The organism is Bacillus sp. GS3m_15504 (genome assembly GCF_055825275.1).
Map to the genome: position 1 here is coordinate 165213 of NZ_JBVVNL010000006.1, position 16959 is coordinate 182171.

Consider the following 16959-nt stretch of genomic DNA (forward strand, 5'->3'; position numbering starts at 1 on the left):
GGAGTGATTTGGCGAAATTTGTCGGTAAGTCGATATTCCATGTCGAATCGTCGATATATTTAAAAAATCGCCGATATATTGTGTGGAATCGCTGATAAATTTAAAAAATCGCTGATATATTCCGAGAATCGACGATATCGTTACATTAGAATGTTACTGTTCTTTTAATTTCTCTTGCTGTGCAAGTAGTAAATTGCGCAAGATGTGTCCGCGGTAACTTTCTAGTTTTCGTCCTTCATGATAGCGCACACCTAATTTCTTTAGTTCGGCTACGTACCATCCTTTTGTTCCGTAATACATGAGATCACTTCCTTTTTGCTTTTGAACAGTATATGTTGGGGATGGAAGTAACTTTCCAGTGAAAATAATAAGACTGGTTATATCAAGGGGCCCCATAACATAGCCTCCGGACAGTGTATAAAAAAATAGACAGTAATGTATGCTTTTTTAAACAATGTATACAAATTTATACCCTATGCGTTGGCATGATATTTGCAACGAAAATAGTATCAACTATATAGGGGAGAGATAGAAATGAAGGTTAGTAAAGTGTACACGACAATTGATGCTCACGTAGCTGGGGAACCGCTTCGAATTATTACAGGCGGCGTGCCAGAAATAAAAGGAGAAACGCAGCTAGAAAGACGTGCATACTGCATGGAACATTTGGATCATCTTCGCGAAGTTCTTATGTATGAACCGAGGGGGCATCACGGGATGTACGGTTGTATCATTACTCCGCCTGCGAGTACTCACGCTGATTTTGGCGTATTATTTATGCACAACGAAGGCTGGAGTACGATGTGTGGTCACGGCATTATCGCTGTTATTACAGTCGGAATTGAAACTGGTATGTTTGAAACAAAACAAAAGTTTATTATTGATAGCCCTGCTGGGGAAGTCATTGCGTACGCAAAATATAACGGGAGCGAAGTAGAGTCTGTATCATTTGAAAATGTCCCTTCATTTGTATATAAAAAGGACGTTCCTATTAAAATCGATAACTATGAATTTCAGGTAGATATCGCGTTTGGTGGAGCATTTTATGCGGTAGTAGATAGTAAAGAATTTGGCTTGAAAGTTGATTTCAAAGACTTATCTGCTATTCAAATGTGGGGTAGTAAAATTAAACATTATATCGAGAGCCAAATGGAAGTAAAACATCCACTTGAAGAAGGTTTAAAAGGAATATACGGCGTTATTTTTTCAGATGAGCCGAAAGAGACAAACGCAACTTTACGAAATGTAACGATCTTCGCTGACGGGCAAGTAGATCGTTCTCCTTGCGGCACAGGAACTTCCGCAAGAATCGCAACCCTTTTTGAAAAAGGTATTTTACAAAAGGGAGAAATATTCATCCACGAATGCATTACTGACGGGAAATTTGAGGGGGAAGTATTGTCCGTAACAGCGGTACATACATATGAAGCTGTCGTTCCGAAAGTAACAGGGAATGCATTTATTACAGGATTTCATCAGTTCGTTGTAGACCCGAGAGATGATTTGAATCGGGGATTTTTGTTAGGATAGAAGGAGGAGGTGGAAAGATATGCTAGTCATAAGCGCGAACGAACAACGAAAATTAGTAAATATGAACGAAGTCATTGCATACGCAGCGCTTGCTTTACAAGAGTTTTCCGCAGAAAGAACAATCACACCAATACGTACTTCACTGCCATTTGCGAATGAGAAAAATACTGCATTAATTATGCCTTCCGTAGCGGAGGGACTTGAAGTACTTGGCTTAAAAGTAGTAACAGTAGTCCCGCATAACAAAAAGATAGGAAAGAAAACGATAAACGGGATTGTGATGCTATCCGACTTTCAAACGGGAGAACCGCTCGCACTTTTAGAAGGATCGTACTTAACGATGATTCGAACAGGCGCCTTATCGGGAGTAGCAACAAAATATTTAGCTCGCCATAACGCAAAAACTTTATGTATTATCGGGACAGGAGAACAAGCGAAAGGGATTGCCGAAGCAGTATTTGCGGTTAGAGATATTGAAAGAGTCATGTTATACAACCGAACAGAAGAAAAAGCATATGCATTCTCGCAATATATACAAAAGAGATTCAATACACTTACTTATGTTCACAAAAACGCAAATAAAGCAATAAGCGAAGCAGACATCATCGTTACAACTACGAACGCATCCACACCAGTCTTCTCAGAAAAACTACAAAAGGGCGTCCACATAAACGCCGTCGGCTCATTTAGGCCGAACATGCAAGAATTACCATCTCACGCCATCGCTAATGCAAATAAAGTAGTAGTCGAATCAAAAGAGGCAGCACTAGAAGAAACAGGTGATCTTCAAGTTCCAGTGCGAGAAGGTCTATTTGAGGCAAGCGACATCCATGCCGAACTTGGACAAATTATAAGCGGGGAAAAAGCAGGCCGCGAAAGTGATGAAGAGATTACTGTTTTTAAATCGGTTGGTTTGGCAGTAGTGGATATTATCGTTGCGAAGTATTTGTATGAGAGAGCGGTGGAGCGCGGGGTTGGGAGTAGGATTGAGTTTTGAGGGAGACTGCCTTTTGGTGGTCTTTTTTTGCATAAAATCTTGTAAAGCAAGAAAAAGTAGAGCATCTATATGAATTCAATTACATATCCAGTAATAACTACAACACGGCCCTTCAATTAGCATCTAGTATTGCTACTGGTCTGGCTGAAGTTCAAAGTAGAAAAGAATTTAGTCCTGTAAGTGGTGTATTTAGTACACAAGGGTTGAATATGGGTTGAACAACTTCTATCCAAGCAATTACAGAAAAAACATTATTCTAAAGAAACCGGTATTATAGAAGAAACGTTGTTTGATAAACTTAAAGATACTGTTGAAAATAACGTAGAAGCGATGGATCAGTTGTACGAAAAATTTATTCGCCAGATGAAAATTTAGGAGGCTATTTATGAATGATAGAGATTATATTTATGAAGAGTTAAGTGATTTTTTAGGTGGAACATTCCATCAAGATATGGAAACACAAGAAAAAGCCTTACACGAATTTATAGAAGAAGCTCACAAAATTTGTATAGAAAATACTATAAATTATATAACTTCATTTTTAAACAGTAATCTATCCACGGAAAAAAAAGAAGAATTCATTGAATATTATACAGATATTTATTTTCCTGCTTTAAAACTAGCGCCCCTAGAATGGCTTGAACAAACAGGTGAAACATTAAAACAAGCATTAAAAAATACTTAGTGAAAATCGACCGCTTATAGTAGGCGGTCGTTTCTTCGTCTTAATTTACATTCACATACGCATCGCTAATTGGGGTACCGCCAAATGCCCGTCGAGCTAAAATTTTGAAGTACCCCCAAATGAAAACTTTCTTTCTCTAGAGTTAGTTACTTTGAAAAATCGGCAGTTTTTTCGTTTAGGGGTATTTGCTTTCCTTAGCTTGAGGGCGATGTGGGATTTTAGATTAATGGTCAGCGACTGTCTATATTTGCATGTCTTATCATATAATGCCCCTGATTTTCAAATGTAATTTTAATGACATGCTAGATTATATATTCCGCCCTTAATATATTTAAAGGGTGATTGGGTATTAAGATTAATTAATGGAATGAAAGATTTGGATTAAACGCACCTATTATTACATTCGGGAATAATATCACTAATGCTGAAAAGATATTTGATCAAGGGGTTATTTTGAGTATTTTAAAAATAATTAAGGAGAGAAAAAGTAGAATGTTTCATGATTAAAATTGATTATATGCTAATATTTCAATAGAAAGGGGAAATATTTAAAAATTCACAAAAATATTATAATTTATTTAGTGAAATTAACCAATGTATATTATACTCATTATGTATTAAAGGGGAAATGAAAAAAGCTTGGTCAACAGTAGCGGGGTGGTTTAATTAACATGAAAAAAAGTATAGATTTTAATAAGAAAGCTTTTGCGCATTATATGGCACTTTATCCTGTAAATGAAATAAGAGTCCACGTAATTGTCCTCGTCCTTTTGGGGGCAGACGTGTTTGTTCTTTTGCCTGCGTTCGCAAATCCTTTTCGATTACTCTATGTATATATAGTAACTCCTCCAGTTATTTTTTTAAATTTGTGGGCGATATGGATTGCTATCAATCCTCGGAAACGACAATTACAATACACTCTATTTCGAGGAGTATATGGTACCATATGTTCAGTCGGATTATTGGTTATAACTCAAAAATATGCCTATGAAGTGTTACAATTACAAACTCCCATCTATTTTATTCTTTCATTTGGTTTGTATGGTTTTGCTTTGTATCATTTTTATAAAAATCATATTGAAAAACTTCAGGAACCAAGAAAAAAATCAAAATCATCGAAAGGAACTGGTGGTGTAAAAGTAGCAGCTATTGCAGCGGGATTGGGGCAGTTAATTGCTAATATCATTCTTAGCATTGCAACACAACAGATGGGGGCAATTGTATTTATGTGTGCATGCACAGTGTTTTCGTTTGCTTTGTTTTATATGATTATAGAACTCCATAAGTATTATTATTTACGGAAGCATATAGAAGATGGAGGGAAAATACGTATAGGCTTTTAAAGAGGATTTGTTGCATTTCAAGTATATAATCGCATTCTTCTTATGGAAGTCATTCACGAGACTTATAGCAATAAAAGATGTATAAGTGGAAGATTATATTCTAGTAAAACATCTGAAGGAATGGAAATTAAGTTTGTTCTTATTAATGATAAGATTATAACGGTTTATCCAATGTATTAAAGAATGTGAGGTACTCAAAAATGAAAGTAACTATTCAGCCCATAGTTAAAAATGCAAGACCATATAGAGGTAATTGCTAAGAAGCACCCCCCTAAGTTTCAGATGAAATTAAATGATTGAATATTTATATTTAAATAATCGATTATTTATGCTTTAATATTTCTATGTACATAACTGGGATAATTAGGAATTTATATTTAATATGTTTTAAGAAAGGGGAATGTTTTTTTTATGGAAACTCCAGAAAATCAATTTAAACGTGCACTTAATCCTTGGTTCTCCATTTGGACAAAACCACGTGATACAATGAAAGAAATTTTTATATCCAAACCTAAGAATGTGTTTTTACTCATTTTATTAGGCTCATTCGTACAGACTTTAGATCGAGCATCTTCTAAAAATGTGGCGGATTCAATAAGTAGTCCAGTTTCATTAATCTCAATGGTTATATTCGGTACCTTCGTTGCTTTCTTAATTTATTATTTTTTGCTACCAGCGTTATTGAATTGGGTGGCAAAAAAACTTGGTGGACAAGGTACCTTTGAAAAAACACGTTACTCAGTTGCCTATTCTTATATCCCTTACGTTTATTCTCTTATATTAGTTTGGGTGCCTTCATTTTTCTTGTTTGGGATAGAAAACTTTACGAGTGAGACACCGGAAATGGATAGTAGCATAACTTTAACGATTTTGTTTATTATTTTTGCCATAATTGATGTAGTTATTGGAATTTGGACAATCATTATTTCCTTAAAATGTTTAGGAGAAGCACACCAATTTTCAGCATGGAAAGCATTATTAACAGTAATAGTGTCCTTTATGATTATCATTCTTCCTTTGGTAATAATAGTATTTCTTATAGTAGGGGTTACAACTTTTTAATCATTTATTTGCCTCTTATTTATCCAAATGTTTTCTACGCGCTGTTAGTAATTGTTACAGGATGAACAACCACATGATTCGGATGTTCCACTTGGCGAAGCGTATGACCTATATGATCAAATTGATCGCCCGTTTTACGGCCTGTTTTTCTTATTATCAGTGTTAACAGGAATTTGTGAAGGCAAACTTGAAAATCAAATATTAAACTATTAAAACCTTAAGGGAGCTGAGTAGATTGTCTTTGTTTGTCTCTTATTTTCCAATCGGAGAATAAGGGATGAATTTTTATGAAGGAGTAAATGCAGCCTTTATTACCATTCACGCCATTCTTCTGTTATATTTTCCTCAGACTCTAAGCCAGCTATTTGTGCTGCTGTATCAATAAATTCATAGAGATCTTCTCTTTCCATTGTTTCAATGAAATGGTCATGTTCGATATTTAGTTCATTTAATTTCATAACTACCTCTTTAACAACTTGCATTACTTCGACTTCGGTTGGATTCTCACCTAATTGCTGTAAATTGTTAATGTAAGTGTCAAGAACCTTATTTGTTGCACTTATATTTTCTTCAGTGAAAAATTCCCCATCTTCATCATACTCAACCCATGAGGTTGTTGGTTTGTTTTTTTTCAATTCATCAAATGTCATGATAACCTCCTAAAAGTTTTTTTATCTCCAATCTCATTCTACATTTTCGATCATATATAGCAATCATTTTAGAGGGATTTTCTGTAAGCTACTAGTTTTTTAACTCATTTTACGAGGTAACCTATTCGTGGTCTTTTTAGTTTATTTTTCGCATAAATATATTTTATCGCAAGAACGCATTAATAGATTTTAAACTTTCTACCTTTGCGAAAAAAGTTTGACAATACATACGGGTAGTGGTAATTTAAAACCTATAAGAAAACTCAGTATTAATTCCGAGTTTTCTTATAGGTGTAAATAGTCGAGAGGGGTCGAAATATGAAGAAGAAGTTGTTTGTATTACCATTTGTCCTACTATTATTTATTGCATTAGCTGCTTGTTCAGGGGAAAAAGATTCGAAGCAAGCAGGAACTAGTAAATCAGGGACTCCGAAAGATGGAGGAACGTTAACGATTGGTGTTAGCGATAACCCAGATACGATGAATCCGCTTTATGCGAATGATCGTGTGTCGTTAACGGTGCAGCAAGCTTTATATGCACCGCTGTATCATATGGAAGACGGTAAGAAAAAGTTTGTTCTTGCTGAAAGTTTTACGCCTTCAGAGGATCAATTAACGTGGACGTTAAAATTAAAAGATAATTTGAAATGGCATGATGGTAAGAAAATTACATCAGACGACATAGCATTTACATTCCAATCTATTTTAGATGAGAAGCAAAATAGCTCAAGTCGTGAAAACTTTGTTTTTAAAGGAAAACCGCTTGAGGTGAAAAAAGTAGACGAGTTAACAGTTCAATTCGTTTTACCACAAGTAAGCGCATCTTTTGAAGGTGTGATGAATGATTTCTTCCCAATTCCGAAACATGTATTTGAAGGGGAAGCAGATTTAGCGAAGAGTCAGAAAAACTTACAACCTGTAGGATCAGGTCCATTTAAGTTTAAAGAGTATAAATCAGATGAGTACGTTGCATTAGATCGATTTGATGATTATGTAGGTGGTAAAGCTAAATTAGACTCTATCGTATATCGCGTTGTAAAAGACCGTAATACAGCAAATGTTTCACTACAAAATGGTCAAATCAACATGAAGATGATTGAGCCACAAGACTTTAAGAAATTAGATAGCACTGGGAACTTCTCAATGGTGACATTCCCAGAAGGTAGATTATTCTACTTATCTTATAACATGAATACAGATCTGATGAAGAAAAAAGAAGTGCGCCAAGCAATTGCACATGCGTTAGATAAAAAAGAAATGATTAACTCAGCATTCGTTTCTAGTCAATTTGCAGAACCAGCAAATTCAATTTTAACGCCGGATGCTATGTATTATGCAAAAGACATTAAAGAGTATAAGTATGATAAAAAAGAAGCGAAAGATTTATTAGCAAAAGCTGGCGTGAAAGATAAAGAAAAAGTACGCGTCATGTATGTAACGAATAATAAAATTATGGAAAGCTTAGCGCTTTATACACAACAAAAATTACAAGAAGTTGGCTTAGAAGTTGAACTGAATGCATTAGATGCTAGTGCAGCAAGTGACAAAAGCTTAGATAAAGAGAATAAAGAATATGACATTACATTCGGTGGTTACATAATGGGACCTGAGCCAGATTCATATAAGAGCTTATTCTTAAGTAATGCTGAATACAACTATGCACGTTATAAAAACGCTGATTTCGATAAGTTATGGGAAGAAGCTGCAGTTGAAACAGATAAAACAAAACGCGCAGAACTATATCATAAAATTCAAGAGACAGCTAGAGAAGACTTACCTTATCTACCAATTGCGTATCCGAAAGCAGTTATTGCAGTAGATAAAAAGTTTGATGGATTGAAAGAAGCAAAAGCAATTCCTGTCACAATGTTTGAAGATGTATCTAAGATTTATGAAGTGAAATAAGAAACAAACAGTAAAGAAGCTGGTGGAAATCAGCTTCTTTAGCTTGAGGGGGGAAGTTTGTGTATAAAGTAATTGCGAAGAGGCTTTTAAATGCAATTCCGCTTTTATTTGTTATTTCTATTATTTCTTTTCTATTAATAAAACTAGCACCAGGAGATCCTGTGCGAAACTTTGTCACGCCGAATATGAGTCCAATTGATGTTGAGCGTATTCGCAAAAGTTTAGGACTAGACCAACCAATTTATATGCAGTATATTTTATGGCTGAAAAATATTTTAACAGGGAACTTTGGTTACTCACTGCAAAATCATCGTCCTGTTTTAGATCTTATTGTAGAAAGATTACCAGCGACAATCGGTTTAATGGGATCTTCTTTACTCGTCTCATTTGTGATCGCAATCCCACTTGGGTTATTTACAGGTGTGAAAAAGAATTCGTTCTTTGACCGCATTGTAAACTTTATTTCCTATGTAGGAATCTCAATGCCAGTCTTTTGGTTCGCGTTACTATTAATCTACTTGTTCTCTTTAAAGTTGAATCTTCTTCCGAGTATGGGTATGCGTACGGTCGGCCAAGATTCCGTCTGGGATATTGTCCAACATGGTATTTTACCTTGCATGGTGCTTGCGTTCCAAAACATCTCTGTCTATATGAGATATATTCGCTCAAGTACGATTCAGCAATTAGAAGAAGACTACGTACAAATTCAATATGCGTACGGTGCTTCAAAGAAAACAGTTTTATTTAATCACGTGCTTCGAAATGTATTAATACCGATCATTACAATTTTCGGATTATCTATTCCAAGTTTAGTGGGCGGAGCGTTTATTACGGAAACAGTATTTTCATGGCCAGGTCTTGGCTCACTTGGGGTAAATGCTATTTTTAGATTTGATTATCCGATTATCATGGCAATTACATTATTATCATCATTCATGTTGATTCTTGGTAACTTAATTGCTGATATTTTATATGGCGTAGTAGATCCGCGCATTCGGATGAGGGGGTGATTTGGAATGAATAATAGGAGATTTCAAACGATAAAGCATAGTTTTACAAAAAATAAGTTTGTTGCAATGGGAGTTATTATACTTGCGGTTTTAACGGTCGCATCGATTTTCGCATTCGTATCGCCTTACGATCCTAGTAAAATGTCAATTCCAGATCGCTTACAAGAACCAAGTGTGAGTCATCCTTTCGGAACGGATGATTACGGAAGAGATTACTTAACTAGGGCGTTATATGGTGGGCGCGTTTCACTTGCGGTTGGTTTCCTTGCAATGGTTGTATCTGTTACAATCGGTACCGCAGTTGGAACAATTAGCGGATATTTTGGCGGAAAGTTAGACAACTTCTTAATGCGAGTTGTTGAAGTGCTTATGTCAATTCCATCATTCTTCTTAATGTTACTATTAAATGCTTATTTAAAACCAGGAATTACAACGTTAGTTCTTATTATCGGATTACTAACATGGATGGACACCGCTCGTATCGTAAGGGCAGAGACTTTATCTGTAAAAGAGCGTGAGTACGTTTTATATGCAAAAGTGTCAGGACAAAAATCACTCACGATTATTGTAAGACATATCATTCCTAACATTTTATCAACCATTATTATCGCCGCGACATTAACGATTGCGACATCGATTTTAATGGAATCATCACTTAGCTTCTTAGGTTTAGGTATTAGAGAACCAGATTCTTCTTGGGGCAGTATGCTAAACAATGCGCAAGGATATATCGGTGAAGCTTGGTATTTAACACTCTTCCCAGGATTCCTTATTCTTTTAACAGTACTAAGTTTTAACGTAATTGGTGAAGCGTTGAAGAAAGCTTTCGCACCAAAAGGAGCTGGAAATGAAAACTAAAGTGTTAAGTGAAAGGAGTGAGAAGCGTGTCTGAAAAACTACTAGAAGTGAAAAATTTAAAGACTTCTTTTTTCATAGAAAGTGGAGAAGTGGAAGCCGTTCGCGGCGTTACATTTCGTTTAAATAAAGGAGAAGTAGTTGGTATCGTTGGGGAATCTGGAAGCGGAAAGAGTGTAATGGCGAAGTCCGTTATGTCTCTCGTTACGTCACCAGGGAAAGTGAAAGAAGGAGAGATTCTTTTTCATAATGAAAACATCCTTTCTAAATCTGAAAAAGAATTGCGTTCTATTAGAGGAAATCAAATTTCACTTATCTCCCAAGATCCAATGTCTGCGCTAAATCCAGTCGTGAAAATTGGAAAGCAAATGATGGAAGTAATTATACGTCATCAAAAAGTGAAAAAGAAAGAAGCAGAGCAGATTGCGGTTACCTTGTTAAAACAAGTCGGTCTTTCTTCACCAGAAGAAAGGGTAAAACAATATCCACATGAACTAAGCGGCGGAATGAAGCAGCGGGTTATGATCGCAATGGCGATGTCTTGTAACCCAGACCTTCTCATTGCGGACGAACCGACAACAGCGCTTGATGTAACGATACAAGCACAAATACTAGATTTAATGAAAAACTTAAAAAATGAAACGAACATGGCGTTACTTCTTATTACGCATGACTTAGGAATTGTCGCGCAAAACTGTACGCGTGTCATCGTTATGTACGGCGGGCTTATTATGGAAGAAGGACCTGTACTTGATATTTTCCAATCGCCGAATCATCCATATACGAAAGGCCTATTAAACTCTCTGCCAAAAATAGCGAACGGCGTAAAAGAAAGACTTGCGCCAATTCAAGGTGTAACGCCAAACTTATTACATCCGCCGAAAGGTTGCCCATTCGCAGAGCGTTGCCCGCATGCGATGGATATTTGTGAAAAAGAACGTCCGCCATATTTTGAAATCGGAAACGAAAGACGTTCCATGTGCTGGTTAAACGATAAGACAGTAGGTGAATCACATGCATGAAGAAAACTTAATTGAAGTTCGGAACTTAAAAAAGTATTTTCCTATTAAAAAAGGACTATTCGGCAGAAAAACAGAGCAATTAAAAGCAGTCGATGATTTAAGCTTCGCAATTAAAAAAGGTGAAACATTCGGATTAGTAGGAGAATCGGGCTGCGGAAAATCAACGACAGGAAGAAGTATCATTCGCTTGCACGATGTCACTTCAGGTAACATTTTATTCGACGGAAAAGACATCGCAAGCTTAAAGGAAAGTGAACTAAAAGAATATCGAAAACGAATGCAAATCATTTTCCAAGATCCATACGCATCATTAAATCCGTCGATGAACGTATTCCAAATTATTAGTGAGCCAATGAACATTCATGGATCTTATGAAAAAGAAGAACAAAAAGAAATCATATTAGACCTGCTCAAAAAGGTAGGCCTAAAAGAAGAACATCTATATCGCTATCCGCACGAATTTAGCGGAGGCCAGCGCCAGCGCATCAGCATCGCGCGCGCACTATCTGTAAAACCAGATTTCATCCTATGTGACGAACCGATCTCAGCACTAGATGTCTCAGTCCAAGCGCAAGTCGTAAACATGCTGCAAGACATACAAGAAGAAACAGGCGTCACATACTTATTCATCGCACATGACCTATCGATGGTAAGGCACATATCAGACAGAATCGGAGTCATGTACTTAGGAAACATAGTAGAAATTGCCGACAGCGAAGACCTATACACAAAACCGGCACATCCATACACACAAGCACTACTCTCATCCATGCCAGAACCAGATCCAACAAAAACAGGGAAAGATCGGATCATTCTAGAGGGAGAAGTACCAAGCCCACTCAACTCACCATCCGGCTGCAAATTCAGAACGCGCTGCAAATTCGCCACTGAAAAATGCGCACAGGAAGTACCGAAGATGGTGGAGATTGCGAAGGGGCATGAGGTGGCTTGTCATTTGTTTTAGAGGAGAGAGCACTAGGAAATCTAGTGCTTTTTTCTGTATATAGATGATAGTAATGACTATTCTTTTTGATTATTTGTAAGTATGATATAGTCTGTTTAAAGATTCTTCTGCTTTAATGAGTTTTGTTTGTAATAGTAATAGAAAGGGATTTTTAGTTATACGAATTGTTTTGTATTTGCTGAACTTCTTTTTTATGTTACAAATAAATTCCTCATGTATAAGAGAGAAATGTACTACTTATTATTTTGAAACTATTGTTTAAAGTCTTTCTTTGTTAATGAACCTTCTATTCTACTTTCCTTTCACTACATTCACTCCTAGTCCATTGGTGTATAATAGCATTATTCATCATTTTTAAATCTAGGTTTACTAAAAAATAATGCTGATGCAAAAAATATTGAGGTACATACAATTCCTAACATAGCTTTACCAAGCACCGTGAATATTATTGCTGATAGGGCAGCTAAAAAGAAAAATAGTTTCATCAATGTTTTCATCCTCCCTAAATTACAAAATATTCAATCAATAAAATTTATTATGAATCACATTCATCCAGACAACCAAGGACTGTATTTACTCCCACAATACCGGCAGAGTTTACACATGCATAGCAAGCTGTTCCTGCTGTTGCTGGTACACCAGCGGTACATGAAACTCCACAAGCTGCAAGTAATCCAGCAATTACTAGCATATTTACACCTTTAGACGCTACACAACTTTGAGTACATTTCCATCTTTTTGTCCATCCATATTGAACGGCCTTATCAGTTTTTGGGGCAAGTTCTGTAGTAAGCATATCTGTTCCTTTTTCATCAGCAGATGAATCATTAATAACAGTAGTTAAGTCTAACTCGGCAGAACTTGCTAGTTTATTATCGATCCACATCTTAGTAGTAGCTAGATTATCTTTGTTTCTATTCGACTTTAATTCATAAGTGTTTTTTAATTCAACCTTATCAGTAAAAACCATATTAAAGAGTTTAAGTGAATTCACAATTCCTTGATCATCTGTAGTAACGGATGAATCAAAAACAGAATACTCTACACCAAATGGTGTCTTAATTCCTCTCACTAAAAGTTTATCTACATCAACTTCTGTACCACCAACTGGTTTTACAGTTCCTGATGAAATTAATTCTTTAGCTTTCTCCAGTAATTGACCTTTTGTAACATCATCTACTGTAACTTCATTTTCTTTCACTACTTTAGTAGTTTTGAAGAACTCTTTAGTAGCTAAAATAGACTCATCGATTGACAACTGATCATCATTAACTTTAGCGTACGAAGAATTCATTGGAAAGGAAGCTAAAAGTATCATAGAAAAAATTAATAAATAAGATAGTAGCTTCTTCATACATAAAACCCCTTTTATTACAATTTTTGAGTGTATTGGAACAACCACCCTAATAAAAGGGTAACATAGATAGTACACCATGTGAAATAATGTCCGTCCAAAAAGCAGAGCAAAAAAACCTATAAATCCCTACATGACAGCCATAGAAAAAATTAAAAAAATTTTAAAACCTACTAAAATACTATTAAATAACAATAAAAATTAGTTCATATGTTTTTGTTAAAAGAGAACTAGAAACCATAATGAAAATGTGTATTAGAAGGAAAAAATTTTAAAAATAATCGTGTTAATGATGAATTTGAAATAATGATTCCCGAGTTCAAAAGATGGTTTTAATTTGCCAGTGGAAAGTGTTTTTTGATGTTAGATTCTTTGAAAAAGTATACAAAAGGCCACCTCTTTTCAAGGTGACCAATCGCACTTTATTATTTTAAACTAGTACCATTCTTTAAACTATCCCCACCACCAAGCTCTGCCTCAATCTGCGAAGTCTTCGATGACTCATCCATACGCCAATACGTAATAAAGCTGATCGCGATACATCCGGCTACGTAGAAGTAGAATAGTGACTCCATTCCGATACTCTTTAGCCATAAAGCGATGAATTCTGCTGTTCCGCCGAATATCGCAACGGTTAGTGCATACGGTAAACCTACGCCGAGTGCACGAATTTCAGTTGGGAAGAGTTCTGCTTTTACAATGGCGTTAATCGATGTGTAACCAGTAACGATAATGAGGCCGACCATCATGAGTAAGAATGCTACGATTGGTTCTGACGTTTTTTCCATAAAGAAGAAGATTGGCGCTGTTAGTAACGTTCCGAGAATACCGAAAGCCATTAATAGTGGGCGGCGTCCAATTTTATCGGATAGTAACCCCGCAATTGGTTGAAGTACGATGAAAATAAGTAGTGCGACAAAGTTAATCCAGCTTACAACTTCTTTCGGAAGACCGACTGTGTTTACCATGAATTTTTGTAAATATGTTGTGTACGTATAAAATGCAACAGTGCCTCCTAATGTTAGGCCGACTACTGTTAATACTGCTTTCGGGTGTTTCATAAGAGCGCGAACGGTTCCTGCGCTTTCGCGTTTTTGTGATTTTATGTTTGCGAATTGCTCCGACTCATCCATCGTGCGGCGAAGCCATAATACAGCTACTGCGCCCATCGCTCCAATAATGAATGGAATACGCCATCCCCAAGCTTTCATATCTGGTTCGCTTAGTAATTGCTGAAGAACAATTTGAACGCCTAATGCAACCATTTGCCCCGCAACGAGCGTTACATATTGGAAGCTGGAATAAAAACCACGGCGTCCACTACTAGCCATTTCAGATAAATATGTGGCAGATGTTCCGTACTCTCCGCCAAGTGATAATCCTTGTAGTAAACGGGCAAGAACTAAAATAATAGGCGCCATAATCCCGATGCTTTCGTAACTAGGTGTACAGGCGATAATGAAAGAACCACTGGCCATAACCGTAATAGAAAGCGTTAATGCTGCCCGGCGTCCGTGCCGATCCGCATAACGTCCCATTAATAAACTTCCGATAGGGCGCATTAAAAATCCAACTGCGAAAATAGCCGCTGTGTTCAGTAACTGACTCGTTGGATCTCCTTTAGGAAAGAACTCCGCTGAAAAATAAACAGCGAAAGCAGAGTAAACGTACCAGTCGTACCATTCAATTAAATTACCGACAGAACCTTTGAAAATATTGCCGGCGACTCGGTTTGATTTTACTTGAGCCATACTAATTCCTCCTCGTGCTTATAAATAAAATGATAATTATGAAAGCGTGTTCATTATAGTTGAATTGTACTGTTTGTGGAACGAAATCTCAATATTATGACAATTTTATTCTTTTTGTACTTTATGTACATGGAGAGTTTTAATAGTTGCTTCATTATTCGTTTTGTCATAATAATAGAAAAAGGAGATTGATAGTTTTGAATATTTTATCAAAGGATATGAAGTATGAAGAAATCACGCAAAGTGTCATTACAAACGAAAATAGTAAGCTTAATTATTACGTTAATTTTATTTGTCGTGCTCCTATTAGCGGGAATATTTGTTTACATTCAGTCCGTTGATACGAAGCGCCAAGTAGAACAGTTAGCGCTACAAACAGCTAAATCTCTTTCTTTTATGCCAGCTATAAAAGATGCTTTTCAAAATAACGAGCATAAAAGTACGATTCAATCTATTGCGGAACAAGTTCGTGAGCAAGCTGGTGCAGATTATGTCATTATAGAAGATCGTTATGGGGTTATGTATTCCCATTCTAATTCGGAGTTAATTGGTACAAAAAGTAACAATCCATATAACTATGAAGCACTCACTTTTGGTGGTTATTATACGCTTGAAGGAAATGGTGAAAGTGGTCCAGCTTTAATGGCGAAAGCACCCATTATTGTTCATAACGGAGATTACGATCAAGTAGTAGGTGTTGTGACAGTAGAATTTTTAATAAAAGGTATTGAATCTAACATATTGAGTAGAACGAAAGAAATTATCCTCTTTTCCTTAGCGGTATTATTAGCCGGCATTGTAGGTGGCATCCTTTTAGCACGTAGTATTAGGAAGGATACACTTGGTTTGGAACCGAATGAAATCGCAGCGTTATATCGGGAACGAAGCGCAATACTACTATCTATAAAAGAAGGAATTATCGCTATTGATCAAAATGGTTTTATTACGATGATGAATACGTCGGCAGAAGAAATGCTTCATGTAAATGGTGATTATATGCAGCAGCACATTTCAAAAGTTTTACCAGATTTTAATATGGAGAGAGTACTAGAAAACGATCAAGAAATCGCATTTCAAGATAAAGTGTTTATTTTAAACATGACACCAATACTCGAAAATAATAATACGGTAGGCATTGTATGTAGTTTTAGAGATAAAACAGAACTGCAAAACCTTGTGAACACAATATCTGAGGTAAGAAAGTATTCCGAGGACTTACGTGCTCAAACACATGAATTTACAAATAAACTTTTCGTCTTATCAGGATTACTTCAGTTAGGACATTACAAGGAAGCGATTGAATTTATCCAGCAAGAATCTAATATTCATCAAAGCCAAAACCATATTTTATTCCATCAAATTCACGATGCGAAAGTACAGGCTATTTTATTAGGAAAAATCGGAACAGCATCTGAAAAGAAAATTGATTTTCATATTGAAGGAGATAGTGCACTTCATCCGTTACCAGAACATATAAAAGTGTCGCATCTTATTACGATCCTTGGAAACATAATCGACAATGCATTTGATGCGGTGAGTGAACGAGAGGAAAAGAGTGTTTCCTTCTTTGTGACGGATATTGGGCACGATATTGTATTTGAAGTAATAGATAGAGGGATAGGAATACCGGCAGAAAAAATAACGACCATTTTTCAAAAAGGATTTTCAACGAAAGGAAACAATCGTGGTTACGGACTAGCAAACGTGAAAGAAATGGTAGAGCTGCTAGAAGGAACAATTGAAATTCAAAACGAGAAAAATGGGGGAGCTATTTTTACAATTTACCTTCCGAAAACATTGAGAGAAAGTACATGACAAACAGGGGGATGGG

Annotated in this window: 17 protein-coding genes; 12 read left to right on the forward strand and 5 right to left on the reverse strand. The window is 36.2% G+C overall.

Features of this window, described 5'->3' with window-relative positions; translation table 11 throughout:
* Positions 1-153: 153 nt before the first annotated feature.
* Entirely contained in the window at positions 154-396 is a 243-nt protein-coding gene (locus AC0L0O_RS26985; protein ID WP_000529075.1) for a YflJ family protein, read from the reverse strand.
* A gap of 138 nt (positions 397-534) precedes the next feature.
* Here AC0L0O_RS26985 and AC0L0O_RS26990 point away from each other — a divergent pair, with 138 nt between their 5' ends.
* From AC0L0O_RS26990 to AC0L0O_RS27015, 6 genes are all read left to right on the forward strand, one after another.
* Entirely contained in the window at positions 535-1530 is a 996-nt protein-coding gene (locus tag AC0L0O_RS26990) for a proline racemase family protein (protein WP_473786197.1), read from the forward strand.
* Between the two features lie 19 nt (positions 1531-1549).
* Complete coding sequence (locus AC0L0O_RS26995) at positions 1550-2527, forward strand: ornithine cyclodeaminase family protein (RefSeq protein ID WP_473786198.1); 978 nt, start codon at positions 1550-1552, stop codon at positions 2525-2527.
* 385 nt (positions 2528-2912) lie between these two features.
* Entirely contained in the window at positions 2913-3212 is a 300-nt protein-coding gene (locus AC0L0O_RS27000) for a contact-dependent growth inhibition system immunity protein (RefSeq protein WP_131369705.1), read from the forward strand.
* A 671-nt stretch (positions 3213-3883) separates the two neighbouring features.
* A complete protein-coding gene (locus AC0L0O_RS27005; RefSeq protein ID WP_000748163.1) occupies positions 3884-4555 on the forward strand; it encodes a hypothetical protein in 672 nt (223 codons plus the stop codon).
* A 411-nt stretch (positions 4556-4966) separates the two neighbouring features.
* Positions 4967-5617, forward strand: a complete 651-nt coding sequence (locus AC0L0O_RS27010) for a Yip1 family protein (protein ID WP_428889229.1) — start codon at positions 4967-4969, stop codon at positions 5615-5617.
* A 51-nt stretch (positions 5618-5668) separates the two neighbouring features.
* Entirely contained in the window at positions 5669-5830 is a 162-nt protein-coding gene (locus AC0L0O_RS27015) for a hypothetical protein (RefSeq protein WP_001984298.1), read from the forward strand.
* Between the two features lie 98 nt (positions 5831-5928).
* On the opposite strand, the gene AC0L0O_RS27020 is transcribed toward AC0L0O_RS27015, so the two are convergent.
* Complete coding sequence (locus AC0L0O_RS27020) at positions 5929-6267, reverse strand: hypothetical protein (RefSeq protein WP_000141779.1); 339 nt, start codon at positions 6265-6267, stop codon at positions 5929-5931.
* 318 nt (positions 6268-6585) lie between these two features.
* Between AC0L0O_RS27020 and AC0L0O_RS27025 the strand changes: the two genes are divergently transcribed.
* Genes AC0L0O_RS27025 through AC0L0O_RS27045 form a run of 5 tightly spaced genes read left to right on the forward strand, consistent with a single transcriptional unit; the run spans position 6586 to position 12023 of the window.
* A complete protein-coding gene (locus AC0L0O_RS27025) occupies positions 6586-8172 on the forward strand; it encodes an ABC transporter substrate-binding protein (RefSeq protein ID WP_428889230.1) in 1587 nt (528 codons plus the stop codon).
* A gap of 59 nt (positions 8173-8231) precedes the next feature.
* Positions 8232-9182: an ABC transporter permease gene (locus tag AC0L0O_RS27030; RefSeq protein ID WP_000278759.1), complete on the forward strand. Its 951-nt coding sequence runs from the start codon at positions 8232-8234 to the stop codon at positions 9180-9182.
* A 6-nt stretch (positions 9183-9188) separates the two neighbouring features.
* Entirely contained in the window at positions 9189-10040 is an 852-nt protein-coding gene (locus AC0L0O_RS27035) for an ABC transporter permease (RefSeq protein WP_001065288.1), read from the forward strand.
* Positions 10041-10066: 26 nt separating this feature from the next.
* A complete protein-coding gene (locus AC0L0O_RS27040) occupies positions 10067-11059 on the forward strand; it encodes an ABC transporter ATP-binding protein (protein ID WP_428889231.1) in 993 nt (330 codons plus the stop codon).
* Positions 11052-12023 carry an ABC transporter ATP-binding protein gene (locus AC0L0O_RS27045; RefSeq protein ID WP_197225456.1) on the forward strand — a complete coding sequence of 324 codons (972 nt, stop codon included), beginning with the start codon at positions 11052-11054 and terminating at the stop codon, positions 12021-12023. The genes AC0L0O_RS27040 and AC0L0O_RS27045 overlap by 8 nt, the downstream gene beginning before the upstream one ends.
* Positions 12024-12364: 341 nt before the next feature.
* Here AC0L0O_RS27045 and AC0L0O_RS27050 read toward each other — a convergent pair whose 3' ends face one another.
* The 3 genes from AC0L0O_RS27050 to AC0L0O_RS27060 form a co-directional block, all read right to left on the reverse strand.
* Positions 12365-12511 carry a hypothetical protein gene (locus AC0L0O_RS27050; protein WP_156160297.1) on the reverse strand — a complete coding sequence of 49 codons (147 nt, stop codon included), beginning with the start codon at positions 12509-12511 and terminating at the stop codon, positions 12365-12367.
* Between the two features lie 47 nt (positions 12512-12558).
* Entirely contained in the window at positions 12559-13377 is an 819-nt protein-coding gene (locus AC0L0O_RS27055) for a hypothetical protein (RefSeq protein ID WP_000735546.1), read from the reverse strand.
* Positions 13378-13802: 425 nt separating this feature from the next.
* Entirely contained in the window at positions 13803-15128 is a 1326-nt protein-coding gene (locus AC0L0O_RS27060; protein ID WP_473786199.1) for an MFS transporter, read from the reverse strand.
* A 225-nt stretch (positions 15129-15353) separates the two neighbouring features.
* Here AC0L0O_RS27060 and AC0L0O_RS27065 point away from each other — a divergent pair, with 225 nt between their 5' ends.
* Positions 15354-16943 (forward strand): sensor histidine kinase, encoded by a 1590-nt coding sequence (locus AC0L0O_RS27065; RefSeq protein ID WP_270707690.1) that lies wholly within the window; start codon positions 15354-15356, stop codon positions 16941-16943.
* Positions 16944-16959 lie beyond the last annotated feature (16 nt).

Excerpts from the sequence above, each read along its gene's own strand:
- AC0L0O_RS26990 (WP_473786197.1), top strand. The coding sequence starts at position 535 with ATGAAGGTTAGTAAAGTGTACACGACAATTGATGCTCACGTAGCTGGG.
- AC0L0O_RS27055 (WP_000735546.1), bottom strand. The coding sequence starts at position 13,377 with ATGAAGAAGCTACTATCTTATTTATTAATTTTTTCTATGATACTTTTA.
- AC0L0O_RS27000 (WP_131369705.1), top strand. The coding sequence starts at position 2,913 with ATGAATGATAGAGATTATATTTATGAAGAGTTAAGTGATTTTTTAGGT.
- AC0L0O_RS27065 (WP_270707690.1), top strand. The coding sequence starts at position 15,354 with ATGAAGAAATCACGCAAAGTGTCATTACAAACGAAAATAGTAAGCTTA.
- AC0L0O_RS27025 (WP_428889230.1), top strand. The coding sequence starts at position 6,586 with ATGAAGAAGAAGTTGTTTGTATTACCATTTGTCCTACTATTATTTATT.
- AC0L0O_RS27045 (WP_197225456.1), top strand. The coding sequence starts at position 11,052 with ATGCATGAAGAAAACTTAATTGAAGTTCGGAACTTAAAAAAGTATTTT.
- AC0L0O_RS26995 (WP_473786198.1), top strand. The coding sequence starts at position 1,550 with ATGCTAGTCATAAGCGCGAACGAACAACGAAAATTAGTAAATATGAAC.
- AC0L0O_RS27005 (WP_000748163.1), top strand. The coding sequence starts at position 3,884 with ATGAAAAAAAGTATAGATTTTAATAAGAAAGCTTTTGCGCATTATATG.
- AC0L0O_RS27020 (WP_000141779.1), bottom strand. The coding sequence starts at position 6,267 with ATGACATTTGATGAATTGAAAAAAAACAAACCAACAACCTCATGGGTT.
- AC0L0O_RS27060 (WP_473786199.1), bottom strand. The coding sequence starts at position 15,128 with ATGGCTCAAGTAAAATCAAACCGAGTCGCCGGCAATATTTTCAAAGGT.
- AC0L0O_RS26985 (WP_000529075.1), bottom strand. The coding sequence starts at position 396 with ATGGGGCCCCTTGATATAACCAGTCTTATTATTTTCACTGGAAAGTTA.
- AC0L0O_RS27010 (WP_428889229.1), top strand. The coding sequence starts at position 4,967 with ATGGAAACTCCAGAAAATCAATTTAAACGTGCACTTAATCCTTGGTTC.
- AC0L0O_RS27035 (WP_001065288.1), top strand. The coding sequence starts at position 9,189 with ATGAATAATAGGAGATTTCAAACGATAAAGCATAGTTTTACAAAAAAT.